The sequence below is a fragment of the Novosphingobium chloroacetimidivorans genome, assembly GCF_014204535.1.
GTDB classification, from domain to species: Bacteria; Pseudomonadota; Alphaproteobacteria; order Sphingomonadales; family Sphingomonadaceae; genus Novosphingobium; species Novosphingobium chloroacetimidivorans.
Genome location: NZ_JACHLR010000019.1, coordinates 23,955 through 42,270 on the forward strand (window position 1 = coordinate 23,955; position 18,316 = coordinate 42,270).

The 18,316-nt window shown below is 62.0% G+C and carries 13 protein-coding genes; 5 read left to right on the plus strand and 8 right to left on the minus strand.

What is annotated here, in order from left to right; genetic code table 11:
* Position 1: 1 nt before the first annotated feature.
* The 3 genes from HNO88_RS17855 to HNO88_RS17865 all read right to left on the minus strand — a co-directional run bounded on the left by HNO88_RS17855 (position 2) and on the right by HNO88_RS17865 (position 4,723).
* Positions 2–1,099 (minus strand): alpha/beta hydrolase, encoded by a 1,098-nt coding sequence (locus HNO88_RS17855; RefSeq protein WP_184248830.1) that lies wholly within the window; start codon positions 1,097–1,099, stop codon positions 2–4.
* 120 nt (positions 1,100–1,219) lie between these two features.
* Positions 1,220–2,161 (minus strand): LysR family transcriptional regulator, encoded by a 942-nt coding sequence (locus tag HNO88_RS17860; RefSeq protein WP_184248833.1) that lies wholly within the window; start codon positions 2,159–2,161, stop codon positions 1,220–1,222.
* Between the two features lie 192 nt (positions 2,162–2,353).
* On the minus strand, positions 2,354–4,723 hold the full coding sequence (locus HNO88_RS17865) for a TonB-dependent receptor (RefSeq protein ID WP_184248836.1): 2,370 nt from the start codon (positions 4,721–4,723) through the stop codon (positions 2,354–2,356).
* A 1,006-nt stretch (positions 4,724–5,729) separates the two neighbouring features.
* On the opposite strand from HNO88_RS17865, the gene HNO88_RS17870 reads away from it, so the two are divergent.
* From HNO88_RS17870 to HNO88_RS17890, 5 genes are all read left to right on the plus strand, one after another.
* Entirely contained in the window at positions 5,730–7,166 is a 1,437-nt protein-coding gene (locus HNO88_RS17870; protein ID WP_376768785.1) for an aldehyde dehydrogenase, read from the plus strand.
* A gap of 237 nt (positions 7,167–7,403) precedes the next feature.
* A complete protein-coding gene (locus tag HNO88_RS17875; RefSeq protein ID WP_221420088.1) occupies positions 7,404–7,844 on the plus strand; it encodes a MarR family winged helix-turn-helix transcriptional regulator in 441 nt (146 codons plus the stop codon).
* A gap of 256 nt (positions 7,845–8,100) precedes the next feature.
* Positions 8,101–9,840: an FAD-dependent oxidoreductase gene (locus tag HNO88_RS17880; protein WP_184248844.1), complete on the plus strand. Its 1,740-nt coding sequence runs from the start codon at positions 8,101–8,103 to the stop codon at positions 9,838–9,840.
* Positions 9,841–9,986: 146 nt separating this feature from the next.
* A complete protein-coding gene (locus HNO88_RS17885; RefSeq protein WP_184248847.1) occupies positions 9,987–11,546 on the plus strand; it encodes a phytoene desaturase family protein in 1,560 nt (519 codons plus the stop codon).
* Positions 11,543–11,767, plus strand: coding sequence for a hypothetical protein (locus tag HNO88_RS17890; protein WP_184248850.1), 225 nt, complete (start codon positions 11,543–11,545; stop codon positions 11,765–11,767). Before HNO88_RS17885 ends, HNO88_RS17890 begins: the two co-directional genes overlap by 4 nt.
* Positions 11,768–12,008: 241 nt before the next feature.
* Here the strand turns inward: HNO88_RS17890 and HNO88_RS17895 are convergent, their stop codons facing one another.
* The 5 genes from HNO88_RS17895 to HNO88_RS17915 form a co-directional block, all read right to left on the minus strand.
* Complete coding sequence (locus tag HNO88_RS17895; RefSeq protein ID WP_184248853.1) at positions 12,009–13,106, minus strand: Rieske 2Fe-2S domain-containing protein; 1,098 nt, start codon at positions 13,104–13,106, stop codon at positions 12,009–12,011.
* Positions 13,107–13,291: 185 nt separating this feature from the next.
* On the minus strand, positions 13,292–14,869 hold the full coding sequence (locus tag HNO88_RS17900) for a bifunctional 3-(3-hydroxy-phenyl)propionate/3-hydroxycinnamic acid hydroxylase (protein ID WP_184248856.1): 1,578 nt from the start codon (positions 14,867–14,869) through the stop codon (positions 13,292–13,294).
* Positions 14,870–15,150: 281 nt separating this feature from the next.
* Positions 15,151–15,909 carry an SDR family oxidoreductase gene (locus HNO88_RS17905; protein WP_184248859.1) on the minus strand — a complete coding sequence of 253 codons (759 nt, stop codon included), beginning with the start codon at positions 15,907–15,909 and terminating at the stop codon, positions 15,151–15,153.
* A gap of 65 nt (positions 15,910–15,974) precedes the next feature.
* Positions 15,975–16,856 carry an alpha/beta hydrolase gene (locus HNO88_RS17910; RefSeq protein WP_184248862.1) on the minus strand — a complete coding sequence of 294 codons (882 nt, stop codon included), beginning with the start codon at positions 16,854–16,856 and terminating at the stop codon, positions 15,975–15,977.
* Between the two features lie 14 nt (positions 16,857–16,870).
* Entirely contained in the window at positions 16,871–18,301 is a 1,431-nt protein-coding gene (locus HNO88_RS17915) for an MFS transporter (protein WP_184248865.1), read from the minus strand.
* Positions 18,302–18,316 lie beyond the last annotated feature (15 nt).

The window sequence follows — 18,316 nt, forward strand, 5'->3', positions numbered from 1 at the left end:
CTCAGTATTCCATTTTCCGGCGGAAGCAGTCGGACATCCATGATGCAATCAGAGCGTCGCGTTCGGCGGAGTGGTTGTAGAGCGTGTGAAGACCGTCCTCCCAAAACCGGGGGTCCGCAGCCGGGTGTCCGTCCCCCACGAAGCCGCGCCAGGTGCCTGCCGCAACCAGCGGATCAGCGCCGCCCTCCAGCGACAGGACCGGACAGCGGATGATTTCGGTGTCACTATCGAAGTTGAAATCCTTGACGCGTTCGAGCAGCGCGTCGCCCTCGCCACCGAAGGCCGCGCCGAACAACTCTCGCTCGACGGGGTGGTTCAGTGCCTCAATCGCGACGGGAGAACCATTGGTGCATAGCGCCGCGATCGTCGGCACGGCGGCAGCGACATGTGCGGCAATGAGCCCCCCGAAGCTGAACCCCACGAGGCCGACAGGCTTGCCATCGTCAGCGATGAATTCGATCAGCCGCGAGGCATGCCCGATCGTCTCGCGAGACAAATGCAAGCCGGAAATGAGCCGCGTCTCGCCTTGCCCCGGAGCCTCGGCAAGCACCGTCGCGATGCGCTGCCGGCCCAGTGCCCGCGCGAGCCGGATAAAGCTGGCGCCCCATCCGTTGAGGCCGCCGAACATGATCACGTGACCGAAGGCATCGGGCACCCGGAAATGCCATCCGAACAGACTGCCCTCGGTTCCCAGAGGCACGTTTATCCGCCGATAGTCGCAACCCGGACGCCCGGCGTTCTCCTCGAGACAGGCCGTAGCCCGGCCATACAGCCGTCGCTTCGTCTCGTTGTCGGAATTGATTGCCAACTGGCCGATGTTGAAGGCAGCCGAAGCGTACTCGCGCTCGAGGACTGCCATCGCATGGTTGCCCGAGGCGGCTTGGCGATCGGCGTCGAACAAATGGCGCTCGCCCAAGTCCTCGGCTGCGTCCCACCACTCTTTTTCGCTATCGACGGATAGCGATTGCAGAAAATCCGCATCCCGCGCCGGAAGACCATAATCGATCATCCGCGCTCGCGGAATTGATCGCTGCGCTATTATCAGTCGCTCAGAAAATTGCGCATCGGCTTTGTTGCCGACGTCGACGTCGTCCGCCATCCCAGATCCCTCCAGGCCGGCATCTCACAGATGCTGGCTCTTGAAAGAGGGAATAACAAAACTCGGAAATGCTCTCTAATGAATAAATGATAAGGATGTTATTCAAGAATGAATGAAGCTCTATCCGCCGGGCGCGCCGAAAAGCACTTCGTGGATCGTGCGTTCGATCAGGTCACGCATCCATTGATGGCCCGCGTCGAAATCGAACCGGCGGTGCCACGCGATCCGCCCCATCACCGGCTCGAACGGCAAAGGCAGCTTGCAGCGTTTCACCAGCGAACGTTCCGGAAGGCGATCGAGGAGCGACTCCACGACCACCGCCAGCATGTCGGTGCCGACCACGGCGCTTGGAACCGCCAGGAAGTGCGGCACGGTGAGCGCGATGCGCCGCTGATACCCCAGTGTTTCGATAGCGATGTCGATGGGGGTGCCATGCTGGCCCTCCATCGAAACCGCGACATGCGGCAGGCTTAGAAACAGATCCAGATCAAGCACGCACGACTGTAAAAAGGGGTTCGCCTCATCCGCGATGCAGATTTCCTGCAAGGGCTGGAGGTTCAGTGTCTTGATGGTCGAAGGCACATAATCGAAGGTGCCAACCGCGAATTCCACCGTTCCGCTTTCGGCCATCTCCAGCGCCTTTTGGGGCGACGCGTTGCGAACCTCGATATCTATGGAAGGCGCCAGTCGACGCAGCGCCCGCATGACCGGAGGCACGACCAGATAGGAAGCCATGTCGGTCATCGCGAATACGAAGCGCCGTTTCACGAAAGCCGGATCGAACGCGCTTTTCTGACCGATCGCCCGTTCGATGACTTCCAGCCCCGGCCTGATCAGTCGATCGAGATCACGCGCGCGCGGTGTGGGGCGTATGCCTTCCTTGGTACGTTCGAACAGAACGTCGCCGAATATCTCACGCAGGCTTTGCAAGGACCGGCTCATGGTCGGCTGGCTGATGCCGATACGGGCCGCCGCTCTCGAGACGTGGTTTTCCACCATCATGGCGTCGAAGGCGACGAGCAGGTTCAGATCGATATTGAGCAGATTGGGCTTTATCGGCATCTTGCGACATCTACTTCGATTATCTCAAAGCTCTATCTGATTTTGAACGAACTATGGCGCCGCGGTGCGGATCGCCAAATGCCAGCCACCAAAAGCTATATTTGAAGGACCAGTGTGGATCTTCGTGGTATTCTGATGCCAAGCGAAGCTGCCGTCCCGACACGTTCGATGCGGGACGGCTGCTCATATCCCCTAAAAGTCGGCGCGCAGGCGCACGCCATAGGTCCGCGGTGGCCGTGTCGTCGCAAGGATCAACCCGTCGGGATCGGCCAGCGGGTTCGCCGGACTTACATAAGGCGAACGGAAGGCCTGGCTATAAACCTGCTCATTCCAGATATTTCGCATGAAGGCGGAGACCGAAAAGCGGTCCCTCGTGCGATAGGTCAGGTCGAAATTGCCGACGGCGTAGGATTTCTGCCGTCCGGCATCGAGAAAGTCTACCGACAAAAACGCCGAACTCGCGAATTGCACATCGACGCCGGCGGTAACGGATCCGCTCTCACCAAGATCGAACGTATGGTTATAACCCGCCGTACCCGACCATAGCGGTGCCCGGACCAGCGATTTGCCACTGCAATCGACCGTCTGGTTTCCATTCTGCAGCGGCCCCACCGCGCAGCCCGTTACGGGCGGCCCGAAGACGGCAGTCAGATTCTGGAAGCTGAAGGTGTCGTACTTCGACTTGTTGTACTGGACCTTCAGGCTGAGTTCGTCCGAAGCCGTCGGATGGAAGATAATATCGGCATCCGCGCCATAGCTTTTCGCGCGGCCGGCATTGGTCGTCAGGAAGGCGTAGATACCGGGTATGGACGTGGGGCCAATGAACGATTCTTGGTGATCCTTGTAGTTCCAGTAAAATGCCTCGAGATTGACTTGCAGCCGATTGTCTAGGAACCGGTTCTTGATGCCCGCCTCATAGGCCGTCAGCTTTTCTGGTCGGTACGTGTTCGGCGGCGCCGCGGCGAAAAAGCCGCCCGACTTGAAGCCGGTGCTCACCGTCGCGAACGCCATCGATTGCGGCCCGGCATCATATTCGATGCCGCCCTTCCAGGTAACGCTATTGAACGACAGCCGCGTCTTGAGCGGAAGGGTAAGCTGGCAAAACAGTGGCAACGCGACGGTCACGGGAGTGAAAGCACCCACGTTGCAAAGAGGCGGCGGGGTCCGGTTCGGGAGCGTATAAGTCACGAGAGTTTCGTCGTCGGTTTTCCGCTCGTAGGTGTAGCGTATACCTCCCGTTAAGCGGACCCGGTCCGACACACTGTAGGTTGCTTGGCCGAATGCTGCATAGCTGCGTGTATCGACACGCTGGCGCGTAGTAATCTGAGCATTTACACCTTGCAGAATTTCCAGGATCGGATCGCGATTGCGATTTTTTGTTTTTTCATCGAAGTAATACCCGCCGATGACCCATTTTAGCGAGCCTGTGTCATTGCCCAATCGTGCTTCCAAGCTCGATTGCCTGTTGTCCTCGTTGTTTCGCACGGAAAAGCCTGGTGAATATTGCAGGCCCTCCTGCGTCGAGTGACGATATGCAGGTAATAGCGTCAAGGTGGCGAAGCCCAGGTTCCAGTTCGCCTCGGCGGCAAGCGATCGAACAGAGACGTCGAAGAACCCGTCCTTCTGCGGTACGACGTTCAGCGGACCCAGCCCCGGCTGCGCGCGCAGGATGCCTTCCACCAAAGGATTGTCCGTCGCGCCATAGAACTTCTTGCCGGACGATGGCTTTGTCAGGACGCCGCCCCCCACGCCTTTGCCGTGAGCGTGCTGATAATTGCCGCTCACACGAAGCGTGAAGTCTGGTGTCGGCTCCCATAGCACTTGAAGGCGTGCGGATTCCGTCTTGTCGTCATCATACCCGTCCGACAGATATCCGTTGCGACTGATGATCTGGCCGGAGGCCCGTATCGCAACCTTGTCCCCGATCGGGATGTTGGCTGCCGCGGTGGCTTGAACAAGGTCGTAGTTTCCACCCTGCAGTTCGACAAATCCGCCGTAATGGCCAAGCTGGGGCTTGGCGGTAATCACGTTGATGGCGCCGCCGGATGCGTTGCGGCCGTAAAGTGTTCCCTGCGGCCCCTTGAGCACCTCGACACGATCGAGATCGAAGAACATGCCGCGTGTAGCCCAGCCACGTGAAATATAAACCCCATCCAGATTGAACGCGACCGGACTTTCCGCGAAAACGTTCGTCCCGAAGCTGCCGACGCCACGAACATAGACTTGCGCGGTCGGGCCAGCGGAACCGATCTGCACGCCCGGTGCGATCGCGGTCAAATCTTCCGGTCGCGCGACGTTAGCCCGAGCGAGCACCTCGGAAGAAAGCGCCTGGATCGAGAGCGCTGCCTTCTGCACGTTCTCTGCGCGGCGCGAGGCCGTCACGATGATATCGTGGATACCGGCGCTGGGCGGCGGACTGCTGGCCGTATCTGCTGCCTGTTCGTCCGACTGGCTCGATTGCTCCGACGAAGCCGCCGCATTCCTGGCACCTGCATCTTGGGCCGATGCTGTCGAAATCCACATGGCACTCAGGCAAACAGATGTCATTAGATACTTGTGCATGCTATCATCCCCAAACTTCGAGTTGTTATTATTTGTTCGATATATTATTCATTTCTTTTGCCGACTTTTACAGGTACTTGCCGTTTGCAGCGGGTTCGGATCAATCGATTTCCGTGCTCTATTCAAGCCCCGGCACGAACCGGGACTACAAATCCGAGGCGATCGGCGGAACGTTCGTGATGCCGGGTAACCAAGCATCTGAGAGATCGCCGCCACGTTCGCCGCGCGCGAACGCGATCTCCAATAGGGAGAAGCGTTCCGACATCAGCAGCACACCGCGAACAGATAATGGCTGTGCATCCAACCAGGCGAAATCACCTCACCATCACCCGGAACCCTAGCGTCAGAAGGCAATACAACTTGCTGATCGCGGATGTCAGTAAGCCCAACCCGGTATGTTCGTTTTGCATCCCCAATCCCCATCCTCTTCGCCTTATTAGACGATCGAGCCGCACGTTCGTGCCGTGTCGGCTTGGCACTCCCCGACCTTATGGTCGTAAGGTACCCTTTCCGGTATAACGCGTGTTTCGACCATGTGAAGATGGAATCAGACATTCTACCTTCCTATACTGAATTCCGATGGCTGGTCCTGAAGTCGCCGGCGTTTGACGACGATCTAAACAGGCCGTGACGCATGTCGCCATCCCGCTTAGCCGCGTCGCCTGCGCGGCGCCGCCCGCCAACTGAGCCGACGTCGCGGCCCTGACGTCCCGCCGGCTATCGAGCCGAGCGATGATATCGACAGCCGCTCATGCTGATGAACCATGATCATTCGAACACATTCTGTTTTGGTGAGGCGTGTCCTATGTCAAAGCCGCCCGTGCAGGTTGCCAAGGTAAAGGAAGCTTACTTGACATTCTCGGATGCCAGTTCGTAGGATGACGACACGTTTATATGCCCGCCCAAAGTCGCGAAGTCGCTTCGAAGCCATTCGTGCGCTCCGCGGTGGCGGCTTGTTAGTGCGCTGCGGCGTGGAACGGAGAGTGGTTTGAAAGTTGTCAGTTCGATAATCGGCGCTGAGGCGGAACCGCGATCAGGTGACCGTTTCTTCGACCGGATCGATGTCATGACGGGCGATATTGCGACACGCGCGCAAGCAACCGATGACGCGGACATCCAACGTGCCTGCGACACCGCCAGCGCCGCCTTCCCCGGCTGGGCGGCATTGGGGCCCGGAGATCGTCGGCTGCTGCTGCTTGATGCCGCCGCCGCGATGGCGGAACGCACGGACGAATTCATTGCCACGATGATGGCGGAGATCGGCGCGACCCGCGCCTGGGCTGGCTTCAACGTACGTCTGGCGATAGGCATGCTGCGCGAAGCCGCGGCGCTGACGACGCAAGTCTGCGGTGAGACGATGCCCTCGGATCGACCGGGCTGCTTTGCCATGTCCGTCCGCAAGCCCGTCGGGGTCGTGCTTGGGATCGCGCCCTGGAACGGGCCGTTGATCTTGGGGGTTCGCGCCATCGCGACGCCCCTCGCTTGCGGCAATACCGTCATACTGAAGGGGTCCGAGATCTCGCCGGGTACGCATCATCTCATCGGTGAGGTGTTCCGCGATGCCGGCTTTCCACCTGGCGTGGTCAATGTCGTATTGAACGCACCGGGCGATGCACCCGATCTGGTGGCCAAGATGATCGCTCACCCCGCTGTGCGAAGGATAAACTTCACCGGTTCGACCCATACCGGTCGTATCATCGCCCGATTGTGCGCTGAGCATCTGAAACCGGTGGTGCTCGAGCTGGGCGGCAAGGCACCGATGATCGTATTCGAGGATGCCGACCTCGACGAGGCTGTGGCGGCGGCAGCGTTCGGCGCTTTCATGAACTCGGGCCAGATCTGCATGTCGACGGAGCGCCTGATCGTCCACGAATCGGTCGCCGCCACCTTTGTCGATAAGCTTGCCCGGAAAGCGAAGCAGCTACATGCCGGCGATCCGCGAGACGAGCCGCCCGCCCCGCTTGGCCCTTTAGTCGATGTCGAGGCGGCGGCAAATGTAGGGGGTCTGATTGCCGATGCCGTGCAACGCGGAGCTCAGTTGCACGGTGCGGCAACACACGACGCCGCGGTCATGTCTGCGCGGTTCCTGACCGGCGTGACGGCCGACATGCGGATCTACCATGAGGAGAGCTTCGGACCGATTACGGCTGTTGTCACCTTCAAGAGCGAGGCCGAGGCAGTGCGGATCGCCAACGATACCGAGTTTGGCCTGACAGCCGCCGTGTTCACTCAAAATATAGCGCGAGGCCTGCGTGTCGCGGACCAGTTGGACACCGGGATGTGTCACATCAACGGCCCGACCGTCCATGATGAGGCGCACATGCCGTTCGGCGGGGTCAAGGCATCAGGATATGGCCGTTTCGGCGGCGCCGCGGGCATCGTCGAATTCACTGACCTGCGATGGATCACGATCGACACCCAGCCCGCTCATTATCCGATCTAAAGGCCGGGCACCCTGCAGTCGGCACGCGTGTCGCGCTGCACGTCTGGAGCGCATGACAGGGTGCCGGGCTTCATCAGCCAAACGACCCTTTTCGCACGACGGCGCCCCCGCTAAGGTCAGACGATGCCCCGACGAAAGATAGAAGCCGGCCCGAGCGGTGAAGCGATCAGCCCTTCGCAATCGCCGATCAGGACCCCCTCGCAAAACGAAGATACGGAGGCGTGGCGGCACTCCAACATGGGCCGTATCCTCAATAACGCGGTGAATCGCTTCGAGCGGCGGGTTGCCGAGATTCTCGAAGATCACGGACACGGCGAAGCGCGCCAGTCGCATTTTCACCTTACCCGCAACCTTGATCGCGCCGGCACAATAACCACCGAACTGGCTCGACGGGCGGGAATGACCAAGCAGGCGATGGGCCAGATCGTCGAGCAATGCGAATTGATCGGCTTGGTTGAACGTGTTCGGGACAAGCGCGACGGTCGCGCAAAAGTGGTCCGGTTTACGCCCGCCGGCCTCGAATGGCTCGACGCGTTCAGAAGCGCGGTCGAAACCGCGGAGCAGGAAATGCGAAGCGAGCTTGGTTTTCTACGCACCGATGCCGTCGCCGCGGCGCTGCAAACTTATGGCAAGGATTTCGACGAGCTCGGCGAAGGTAACTCGCGCAACGAGCTTTAGCGTTAACGCCGCTGAATCCATCAGCGTCCGCGCTCAGCCCACGGCAGCCCCCCTATCCGCGACCGTATAACGACGCGCTCCCTAGTTCTTATCGCAGCAACTCGACATTGAGGTTTACCGCCCTGCCTGTCGAGCGGTCGCATTTGCGAGATTTTTCAAGCTCCTATCTCTAGCGTCATGGACGCGTATTCCGAACCAGCAGAATATTTGGACAGTTATATTGACTATCTCTAGACCCGAGGTAAAGAGTCTGGGGATGGAGGGGCCGGTGCAGATCGCGTCAAAAACACAAGTTCTTATCGTCGGTGGAGGACCGTGCGGGCTGATGCTCTCAATGGAACTGGCGCGCCGAGGAGTCGCATCGGTTCTGGTCGACGCCAAACTGCGGACCGCGATCAACCCGCAAGCCAACGCCACCCAGGCGCGGACGATGGAGTATTTTCGGCGGCTGGGTTTTGCCGACGAGATCAGGGCGCTCGGGCTTCCGGCGGATTATCCGACCGACATCGCCTATTTCACCCGCTACACCGAACGCGAGCTTGCCAGGTTCGAGCTTCCCACGTCGGCCGAGGCGGCCTCGACGGCGCGCGATCAATTGGGCGGCTGGAATGCCGCGGAACTGCCGCACCGCGTGTCACAGAAGTTCGTCGAGGAAGTCTTGCGCCGCCATGCCGATGCGGAGGAGCTGACGTCGATCCACTACGGCGTGCGCCTGACAGGCTTCGAGGAACGAGACACCGATGTTATCGCCACGGTCGAGGATGTCGCTACCGGTGAGACCCAGACGATCGAGGCCGGGTATCTTGTCGGTGCCGACGGAGCGCGAAGCTTCGTGCGCCGGGCACTTGGTATTTCCTACACAGGCGAAACCGGGGTCAGTCGCGATTTCTTCGGCGGCAAGATGGCTGCGATCTATTTTCGGTCCAGTGAGTTCTACGATAAGGTACCCCACCGCCGCGCATGGATGTATTGGGCTTTCAATCCCGATCGACGGGCCTGGTGCGCCGCCGTCAACGGCCGTGACGAGTTCGCCTTCCATACTCAATTGAAGCCGGACGAGAGTGAGGACGTCAGTCCAGAACGTGCCAAGGAGATGCTGGCGCAGGCGTTTGGCGCGAAGCTCGAAGTAGAGCTTCTGTCCGTCGACACCTGGATCGCCGGCCACGCGCTCGTTGCCGAAAGCCTCGGCGGCGGACGCGTCTATATCGGCGGCGATGCGGCGCATCTGTTCACGCCGGCGGGCGGTCTGGGTTACAACACCGCGGTCGAGGATGCGGTGAACCTCGGATGGAAGCTCGCCGCAACGGTCAAGGGGCTCGCGGGCCCGGCACTTTTGCCGAGTTACGCGTGGGAGCGGCGGCACCTTGCCACTCGCAACACCGCCTACGCCCGGCAACTCGCGGAATCGATCGGCAACTATGTCCCTGATCCACTGATCGAGGCCGATGGCGATGCCGCGGATGCGATCCGGCGGGAAGCCGGTGAGTACCTCGACGGCCATGCCCGGCGCGAGTTTGCCATTCCGGGCATCACTTTCGGCGGGCGCTATGATGGCTCGCCGATGATCAAACCAGACGGCACGCCGCCGCCGCCCGATGCAATGAACATCTATGTTCCCAGCGCGTCTCCCGGTGGGCGGCTTCCCCATATCTGGCTGGACGATGGGCAAAGCCTTTTCGACGCAATCGGGCTGGACTGGTCCTTGCTCGTCACCGATCCGGCGAACAACTCGGCGGCTCGGTTCCGCGTCGCCGCGGCCGAGTTGGGTCTCGGGCTGATAGTGGTCGAACTGGCCCGTCCTGATGCGGTCGAACTCTACGGCTCGGGATTGATCCTCGTGCGTCCCGATCAGATCGTGGCCTGGCGCGGCACGGCGAACGAGATCGATCCTCTCGGTCTGTTGCGCGAACTGATGGGGCATGCGGCAGCCGCCCCCGGCAAGACGCCTCATGCGTCGTCCGGGCAAAATGATGCAGAGACGCTGCTGCGGGGATGACTGCCACACTGCCTAAATCAGCAAGCGACGCCTGTGGCGTAGATCAGGTTGGCCCGCCATCCGCAACGAATGGCGATCAGTTCGTGTCCGTCAATTCCAGATAAGGACAAGGTAGGATAATGCCAGGAGAGTACGATATCGTCGTGATGGGCGGCGGGCAGAATACGCTCGGCGCCGCGGCCTACATGGCGAAGGCTGGCAAGAAAGTCGTCGTTCTGGAACGCAACGATGTGATCGGCGGTGGCGCCGTCACGATCGAGCGCGACGCGCCAGGTTTCGCGTACGACAAGCATTCGGTCGTTCATGCCATGGCGCAGGCCAACCCGATGATCGTCAATGACGAACTCGGCCTACTTTCCAAGTTCGGCCTGCAGTATTTCAAGCCGCCCGCGATGGCGACGACGGTGCTCGACGATTACCGCACCCTTCACCATCTCCTCGATCTTGACGCGATGTGCGGACAGATCGCGGCGTTCTCAGCCAAGGATGCGGAGGCCTACCGTGCCTTCGTGACGTGGGGCATGCGCGTTCTGCCGATGATCGTGGCAGGCATGTTCAACGTGCCTCTGCCGATGTCCGTTTTCCTCGGCATTTTGGAGCAGAGCGAGGACGGGCGCCGGCTGATCGACTTCATGCTGCGCAGCCCGTTGCAGATCGTGAACGAGTTGTTCGAGAGCGACCTGCTTAAGATTCACCTGCTGCGCCTGACGTCCGAAGGCTTCCCGCAGTTTCCGGACGACATGGGCACCGGCATCGCACTGGTGATGACACCGGCGTTCGTACACACATATGGCGTCGGCATTCCGATCGGCGGTAGTGGCATGCTGTCGACCGCCCTTGCACGCTGCATCGAACATCACGGCGGCACCGTGCTTACCGAAGTCGAGGTGACCAAGGTCATTACCCGGGGCGGTCGCGCCGCTGGCGTCGAAACCGCGACGGGTGAACAATATCTGGCAAAGGACGCGGTGATCGCGGCGATCCATCCACGCCATCTGGATCGCTTCGTGGACGGTGTTGAGCCGAACGCGCTGGCCCGTGCCAAGCGCACGCTTTCGGCCCCCTTCTCACTCGTCAAGATCGATGCCGCACTCGATCGGCCGCTGAAGTTGCGCGGACCGGGCGGCAGTGAAGGCACCGATGGGTTCGGCGAGATGGTGTCGGCCAACACGCTGACCGAATATCTCGAATCCTTCGATCCCCTGCGCCACGGCCGCACCTCGTTGGACAACCCACTGCTCAGCGGCGGCGTGATGGAGATGCCGGGCCGCCATCCGCCCGGCAAGGCGCTGCTCTACCTCTTGTCGTTCCAACCCTACGACCTGGCCGATGGCGGTCCCGAAAGGTGGGATGAGATCAAGGAAGGAGTGGCCGACCGGCTGATCGCGCGGCTCGATCATTTCATTCCCGGCGTGCAGGACAACATCATCCAGCGTACCGTCGATTCACCGGTGGACATGACCCGCTGGTCTCCCAACAGCATGTTGAACGGCGATGCCGGCGGGGTCGGGTCGCAGTTCTTCCATCTCAGTGGCTATCGGCCCACGCCGGAGCTGGCCCAGTTTGCGGTGCCCGGCATCGAGCGGCTGTATCTGTGCGGTCCGTTCATGCATCCGGGTGGCGGCGTGTTCGGGATCGGCCGGCCCACGGCGGTGAAGGTTCTCGACGATCTCGGCATTAACTTCGACAAGGTGATCGCACGATGACGGCGAAGATATTCGACTCCAACAAGGGCGAGCTGATGGCAATCGCCGAGCTGGAGCGTGAGGGCAACGATCTCGTCATTCGCGGCAAGATCTATGGCGCGATGCCGATGACGGCTCGGTTGCGCCCGGAGGAAGTCCGCCATCTACTCAAGCTGTTGAGCCCGCGGATCCTGTTGTTCCTGCTGACGATGCCATTCCGCGGGTCGCAGACGAAAGGCTGACCGCGCGCGACTAGCGGGGCTGACACTTGGTCGCCCCGCCGGTCCTCATATTTTGCCTGCCCATGGCTCCCACGCGGGAAGACCCGTGCGACGCCGCTAGCGGTGCGGCACGTTTCCGCTCTGCGGTCCTGTCGATAGTGTCAGCCCGCTCGTGACAGACACTGCCGAGCTTCTGACCTACGGCTCAGTCGCCGCCTACAGGCGCTTTCTACGCCTTGCGTTCGCCTACGATGCCGAAGATTCAAGCGGTCGAGGCGCCCACCTTGCCAGCCTGCGCCGCGACGAGCCGGTCGAGCGTGCGCCGCGCCAGCACTGCAGCCTTGTCGATCGCCAGCAGTCCGGGCCGAAGGTCCATGATGTCATCATCGCCCAGCATCGCCTGTTGCGCGTCGATCATAGCCTTGTCCTCGCTGACGAAAGCCCGGCCCAGCGCGTCGAGGAAAGCGGTCGTCAATTCCTGCGTTGCACTGTCGCGGAGCATCGAGGCAACGTAGAAATAGTGAGTGCTATGCTGCGTTTCCGGCGTGAACAGGTGCAGCGTGCTGCTGCCCCGCACCCACTCGCCCGATCCGTCGGTCGGCTCGATCGTGACCGTCAGCAGCATGTTGGCGGGCGCCTGCCAGGTGACCTGCATGGTGCGGTTCACGACGGTATCCCCGCTCTGGTACACATGGGCAAGCCGAGGCGGCAACACTTCGCCGATCATGCGCCGCGTCGTCACGACGCTGTCCCCATTGCTGGCGACTTCGACCTTGGCGCGGCTCACCGCGTCGGTTCCGAGCGCCGGGTGCAGGAATTCGATATGGCTGAGATCGAGGATATTGTCGCTCATCAACTCGTAGTGAGCGTTGCCGTGCAGATAGCCGGTGCCCATGAAGAAGCGCTGAGGATCCAGTGAATCATAGCGTGGGAGCAAAGCCTCGTCGGCGGTATCGGGCGTCCCCATCCATATCCACAGCAGCTCGCCATGCTCGACCAGCCGATAGGTGGGCACCGACAAGGTGCTGGTCGCGGCGAGCGAGCCATGGGGGTTGAGGACGCAATGCCCCGTGCGATCGAACCCGAGACCGTGATAGCCGCAGCGCACGATCCCGCTCTCCAGCCGCCCCTTGTGCAGCGGCGCGAAACGGTGGGGGCAGCGATCCCCGATCGCTACCGCTGTGCCATCCTCGTCGCGGTATAACAGGATAGGGTCGTCGAGAATACGCCGGCCAACCAGCGCCCCCCCGGACAGCTCCGACGCGAAGCCGGCCGCATACCAGGCATCGCGCAGGAAAGGTCGCTTTTCCGACGGCTGCGCGGGAAGATGTGTCTCGGCCTGAGTTCGAATACTGGTCATGCTCTATCTAACCTCGGCAAAACAAGGCGATGTGATCGCCGCCCTCACACAGGAAGCCGTCATCGACAGAAATTCGGACGACACTTTCCGGCCACGCAGCCGAAACGAATTGGATGGGTTCACCTGCTCGGAGTAGACCCGGCGCCCTGCGCGTGCCCCGGCTCTGCTCGAATGGGCGGTGGCCCTCACCCCGCACTCGCTTCGGCTTCGAACGCGTGCCCCAACACCCTGGCGAGCCCGTCGATCAGCCCACCAAGATCGTCGCGGCACGTCCCGAAGACATAGAAGTCGGGCCGCACCAGCACAGCCCCAGCACCTCGCGTGGCCAGCCAGGCACCCACGCTGCCGCCGTCCCCAAGGCTTCCGGTCGCGAACAATCCGACCGGAAACGGCAGTCTGGCCTGCATGAGCAACTCCTGGGCCCTGCCGAACAGCGTGTCATCCACGAACAGCCGCCACCCCGTGCCGGTCAGGTCATCGAGCAACGGCGCCCCCGCCGCCTCGCCCAGCCGGGGCTGGATGAAGCGCTCACCCGCACCCGGCGTCCCGGGAGCGATGGCCCCATCAGCGAGCGGCGGGATCAGATCGGCGGCGGTCACGTGCTTCGCGCTCTTCGCCGCCTCTCGTATCCGCGTATCACGGGCTGCGGCTTCGGCAGGATCGAGGATGCAGATGTAGCGCCCGACCTCCACTGCCGCCGCAATGACCGCTCGGACGTGCGGATCGCGCTCTACCTGGTAAGTGTCGAGAAGGCTGTCGGGGGCTGAGCCGCGGACCACCAGCGCCAGCTTCCAGGCAAGGTTGGCGACGTCGCGCAGCCCGTGGCACATTCCCTGCCCGAAAAACGGCGGCGTCTGATGGGCCGCGTCGCCGGCCAGGAACACGCGACCGCTTCGCCACTGCTCCGCGATCAGACCGTGGAAACGGTAAGTCGCCGCGCGTGTAATACGATGTGGTACTCCCTCCAGCCAGGGGCTGACCAGCTGGGCGACCATGTCGGGCTGCATCATGTCCGCATCGTTTTCGCCCGGAAGCAGCATGAATTCCCAACGCCGGTGCGAACCACGCCCCGGGACGATGGTGGCGGGGCGCGCCGGATCGCACATCATCACCGAAAGCTTTTGCAGATCGGCCTCGGGGGGAACATCGGCGAGCGTCGGAAACCGCACTGGTCCGTCTACTTCCGCATCGACCACCAGCCATGGCTCCTCGAAGTCGAGATCGTCCAGCTTGATCCCGAGTGCCTTGCGGGTCGCACTATGGGCGCCGTCACATGCAATCACCCAACGCGCATGAGCGACTTCTTCCTCTTCATCCACTCGCAGGGTGAGTGACACGGAGCCGACGTCCTGATGGATAGCCATCAATTCCCGGCCCAATCGCAGTTCCACGGACGGCAGATCGGACAGGGCATCCCTCAGCCCCGCTTCCAGTTCCGGTTGGTAGAAGAAGTAATCGTTCGACCAACCGAAAGGACGTGGCAAGCCAACGGTGCCCATGAAGCGGATCACCCCATGATCCGCGCCGACATGAAGGTGCCCTTCGGTGTCGCGCATGCCGTCAGCCAGTCGATCCAGCAGTCCGGCCGACTGGAACAGGCGCATCATCTCGTGATCGAGGTGGACGGCACGCGGCAACGGGTAAGGCTCGACCGCACGCTCGATCACGAGCACCTTGAGCCCTGCCTGTCCCAGCAAATTGGCCGCCATGGCGCCCACCGGGCCGCACCCGATGACGGCAACGTCAAACGTAGTCGACGTCATACGGCAAACCGCTTGGCGAACGGCGCCGACAGGCGGACCCGCACTTCTGCCCTAGCGCTGCTGTGGCTCATCATCCCAATCCATTTCTGAGACCGCTCCCTGTAATCCGGGGCGCGAGCTGACACTGACGATCCGGAGGGTAGGCTGTCTAGTTCTAAGATTGGCCCACCTGATAGCCGGAGGTTATGCTTTTCCCATCATCATGACCGGCAGCCAGTTCCACCCGTCGCTCGCGAGACAGGATGGACCGACCATCGCCATGACAGCGCCCGAACGGGTCGTCAGCGCAGGACCGCACCGCCATTGATATCCAGCGACGCACCCGTGATGTAGGCGGCCTCCGGCGACACGAGATATGCGACACTCCCGCTGACCTCTTCGGGAAGTCCGAGACGCTTGAGAATGGTGATCGATGCGATCGAGGCACGGATCTGATCGTTGGTCTGCCGTATGAACTCCGGCGTGCCGACAGGGCCTGGCGATACGACGTTGACGGTGATGTTCGCGCCAGCCAGTTCGTAGGCAGCCTGCCGCACCAGCCCGAACACCGCCGCCTTCGACGAGACATAGGCGATGTCGGTGCCGGTACCCGCCGCCTGCCCCACCGAAGAACCTATGATGACGATGCGCGACTGCTCCAACGGATGGGCGAGGCGCAACTGCGCGAACTTGCGCACGCAGCAGAACACGCCGTTCAGGTTGAAGTCGACTGTGCGTTTCCAGTCGTCCATCGTCATCGTCGCAACATTGACGCGCTGGACGAGACTGACCACCGGCCCGCCCGATGCCACGACGAGGATGCTCGCCGGACCCGTCGCCTCGATCGCGTCGAAGGCGGCGTCCACGGTCTCTCCGCGCGTCACGTCCAGTTCGACAGCCTCGTGACCGTTCCCATCGAGGGCATCGCAAACCTCACGCGCTCGAGCCACATTATAATCGGCGACGACAACGCGGTAGCCATCGGCCGCCAGCCTCTTGCTGATCGCGCTGCCGATGCCGCCGGCGCCTCCCACGATGATGGCACGACGAGTTTCGGTCATATTGCTTCCCTACACTACTGGAAAATCGAGAATGGTGGCGGCGAGGACTTCGGATGGCGACGGTTTCAGAGATGCCGCTTGAAGAACCGCAGCAGCCGTGGCGCGATGAAGCCGGAATGGCTTCCAGGCTCCTCGATGGGCTCGTCGCTGAACCAGAAGTGGCCTGCTCCCACCACCGGGCACTCGGCCACCGGAAAGCCGGCTTGCTTGAGCGCACGACGAAACGCCTCGGATTGCGTCGACGGGGAAACCACGTGGTCCGCGGTTCCATAAGCGAGGAAAACCGCGAGCTTGTTGGCGGCGCGACGGACATGACTGATCGGAGAAGCGTCGAAATACAACTGCCGGTCTTCATAGGGCGGCACCCCGATGAAGCATTCCGATCTACGCTCGCCCGCCTTCCCAAAATCCGTAATCTCATGCTGCCAATGTGCAAACATGTCGTAGACGCCATAGATGCCGGCGAAAGCCTTCACGCTGGTCTCTATCCCGGTATGGCCACCTACCGGCTGTCTATCCTGGAAGCGCGGTGAATCCCCTGCCAGCGCGGCGAGCGCCGTGACATGCGCCCCCGCGGAGGAACCCATCAGCCCGATCCGCTCGGGATCGATCGCGAACCTTGCCGCCGAAGCGCGAACGAACTGTATCGCGGCAAGCACGTCGCACACCGCGCCGGGGAATGTCTTCTCCGCAAGGGCGGCGCGGTACTGGACCGCGAAGACGGCGATGCCCTGCCGCGCGAGATGAAGGCCCCAGGATTTCAGCCCGCGTGGATCGGAGACGAACCAGCCGCCGCCGGGGGCGGCCACCACGACGGGGAACGGGCCGGCGCCGGAGGGCCGATAGAAATCGCCACGAAGCTCGATGCCGTCGTGGACGGCGTAGACAATATCGCTCTCGATCGATCCGATTGCGGTGTCAGCTTCAGCTGTCTTGTTTTCTGTCATGTCGACTGCTTTCTCTAGTCAATCCGTGAGACTGTTGCGGGCACGCCTGCGCGCGGCCTCGGCCGGTAAGCGCCATGCGCGCCGTGGGCCATGTCCGACGTCGCCGCGGGAATCCCATCAACCTGCACACCGCCAAAGCGGCGGATGCATTGCATCAGGAGGAAGATCGCCGCGAACGTTCCGATGATCATCGGGACCGCGGCGACGGTGAACAAGCGCTGGCGTGGCAGATCGAGGGAATAGACGAGGGATCCGAAGAACGGCCCGACGATTGCGCCGACGCGCCCCGCGGCGACCCCCCAGCCGATGCCGCTGGCGCGGATCCGCGTAGGGTAGAGCGTACCGACGACAGTCATCATCGCCACTTGCACACCGCCGCAGGCCAGGCCTGCGACCAGCACGCACAGGATGATGCCGGGACGGCCCAGGTCGAGCACGGCGAAGCTCAGGAGCGACGGCACCGCGATGGCGAAAAGCGCCGGCAACAGCACGACGCCTGCCCGCGAGATAAGCGCGGCCACGACCAGGCCGCCGATCATTCCCACCCCCGAGAAGGCGGCGGCCACCTGCCCGGCTTCACTCGCGCTCATGCCGAGGTCACGCAGAGTCAGCGGAAGCCAGCTTGTGATCAGGTAGAGCGCCACCGCGTTCACGAAGAACAGGGACCAGATCAGCAGGGTGATCGACCTCAGCCCCTCTTGGAACAATTCGCGGATCGCCCCCCGTTCCGACGAACTGGGAGGCACGAAAGCGGCGCCGTCATGCCAGCTTCGATCGGGGTCAAGCCAACGTAGCAGCTTCGTGAGCCTGGCCTGAAACGCCGGTCGAAGGGCCAGGTACTTCAGCGATTCAGGCAGGGCCCAGAAGAGGATGATCGCGAGCAGGATTGGCAGAATTCCGCCGACGATCGCCAGTACGCGCCAACCGTAATCCGGCACAAGGGTTGCGGTCAGCACGCCCGGGATGATCGCTCCCACCGGCACGGACGTACCGACAAGTGCCATCACGCGGCTCCGCATCTGTCCCGGCGCGAACTCCGCGCAGAGGGCGATGGCGGAAGTCAGCGCAACTCCAAGCCCAATACCCACGACAAACCGACAGGCTGCCAGTTGCACGATGGTCGTGGCTGCAAGCATCAAAAGCGTGGCGCAACCGAAGAGGCAGCAGCTAACCACTGCCGGCAACTTGCGGCCGTAACGATCGCCTATCCATCCGCCCAGGGGCGCACCCAGCGCCATCCCGACCAGACTCGCCGAGAACACGGCACCCAGAGAAGCAGCCGAAAACCCGAACTCCTTGACCAACTCCGGCGCCATCAGCGCGATGACCGTCAGATCGTAGCCGTCCAGCATCAGCACCGCAGCGCACATCAGCCACACAGCCACGAGCCGGCGATTGGGCCGCATCCCGTCCAGCAGGGCCGACACGTTCTGGCTGCCGTTCATGATCTTCCCCCAATC

Bases quoted from the DNA above. Each gene is read 5' to 3' on its own strand.
- HNO88_RS17855 (WP_184248830.1), bottom strand. From the start codon at position 1,099: ATGGCGGACGACGTCGACGTCGGCAACAAAGCCGATGCGCAATTTTCT.
- HNO88_RS17860 (WP_184248833.1), bottom strand. From the start codon at position 2,161: ATGCCGATAAAGCCCAATCTGCTCAATATCGATCTGAACCTGCTCGTC.
- HNO88_RS17865 (WP_184248836.1), bottom strand. From the start codon at position 4,723: ATGCACAAGTATCTAATGACATCTGTTTGCCTGAGTGCCATGTGGATT.
- HNO88_RS17875 (WP_221420088.1), top strand. From the start codon at position 7,404: ATGGGCCGTATCCTCAATAACGCGGTGAATCGCTTCGAGCGGCGGGTT.
- HNO88_RS17880 (WP_184248844.1), top strand. From the start codon at position 8,101: ATGGAGGGGCCGGTGCAGATCGCGTCAAAAACACAAGTTCTTATCGTC.
- HNO88_RS17885 (WP_184248847.1), top strand. From the start codon at position 9,987: ATGGGCGGCGGGCAGAATACGCTCGGCGCCGCGGCCTACATGGCGAAG.
- HNO88_RS17890 (WP_184248850.1), top strand. From the start codon at position 11,543: ATGACGGCGAAGATATTCGACTCCAACAAGGGCGAGCTGATGGCAATC.
- HNO88_RS17895 (WP_184248853.1), bottom strand. From the start codon at position 13,106: ATGACCAGTATTCGAACTCAGGCCGAGACACATCTTCCCGCGCAGCCG.
- HNO88_RS17900 (WP_184248856.1), bottom strand. From the start codon at position 14,869: ATGACGTCGACTACGTTTGACGTTGCCGTCATCGGGTGCGGCCCGGTG.
- HNO88_RS17905 (WP_184248859.1), bottom strand. From the start codon at position 15,909: ATGACCGAAACTCGTCGTGCCATCATCGTGGGAGGCGCCGGCGGCATC.
- HNO88_RS17910 (WP_184248862.1), bottom strand. From the start codon at position 16,856: ATGACAGAAAACAAGACAGCTGAAGCTGACACCGCAATCGGATCGATC.
- HNO88_RS17915 (WP_184248865.1), bottom strand. From the start codon at position 18,301: ATGAACGGCAGCCAGAACGTGTCGGCCCTGCTGGACGGGATGCGGCCC.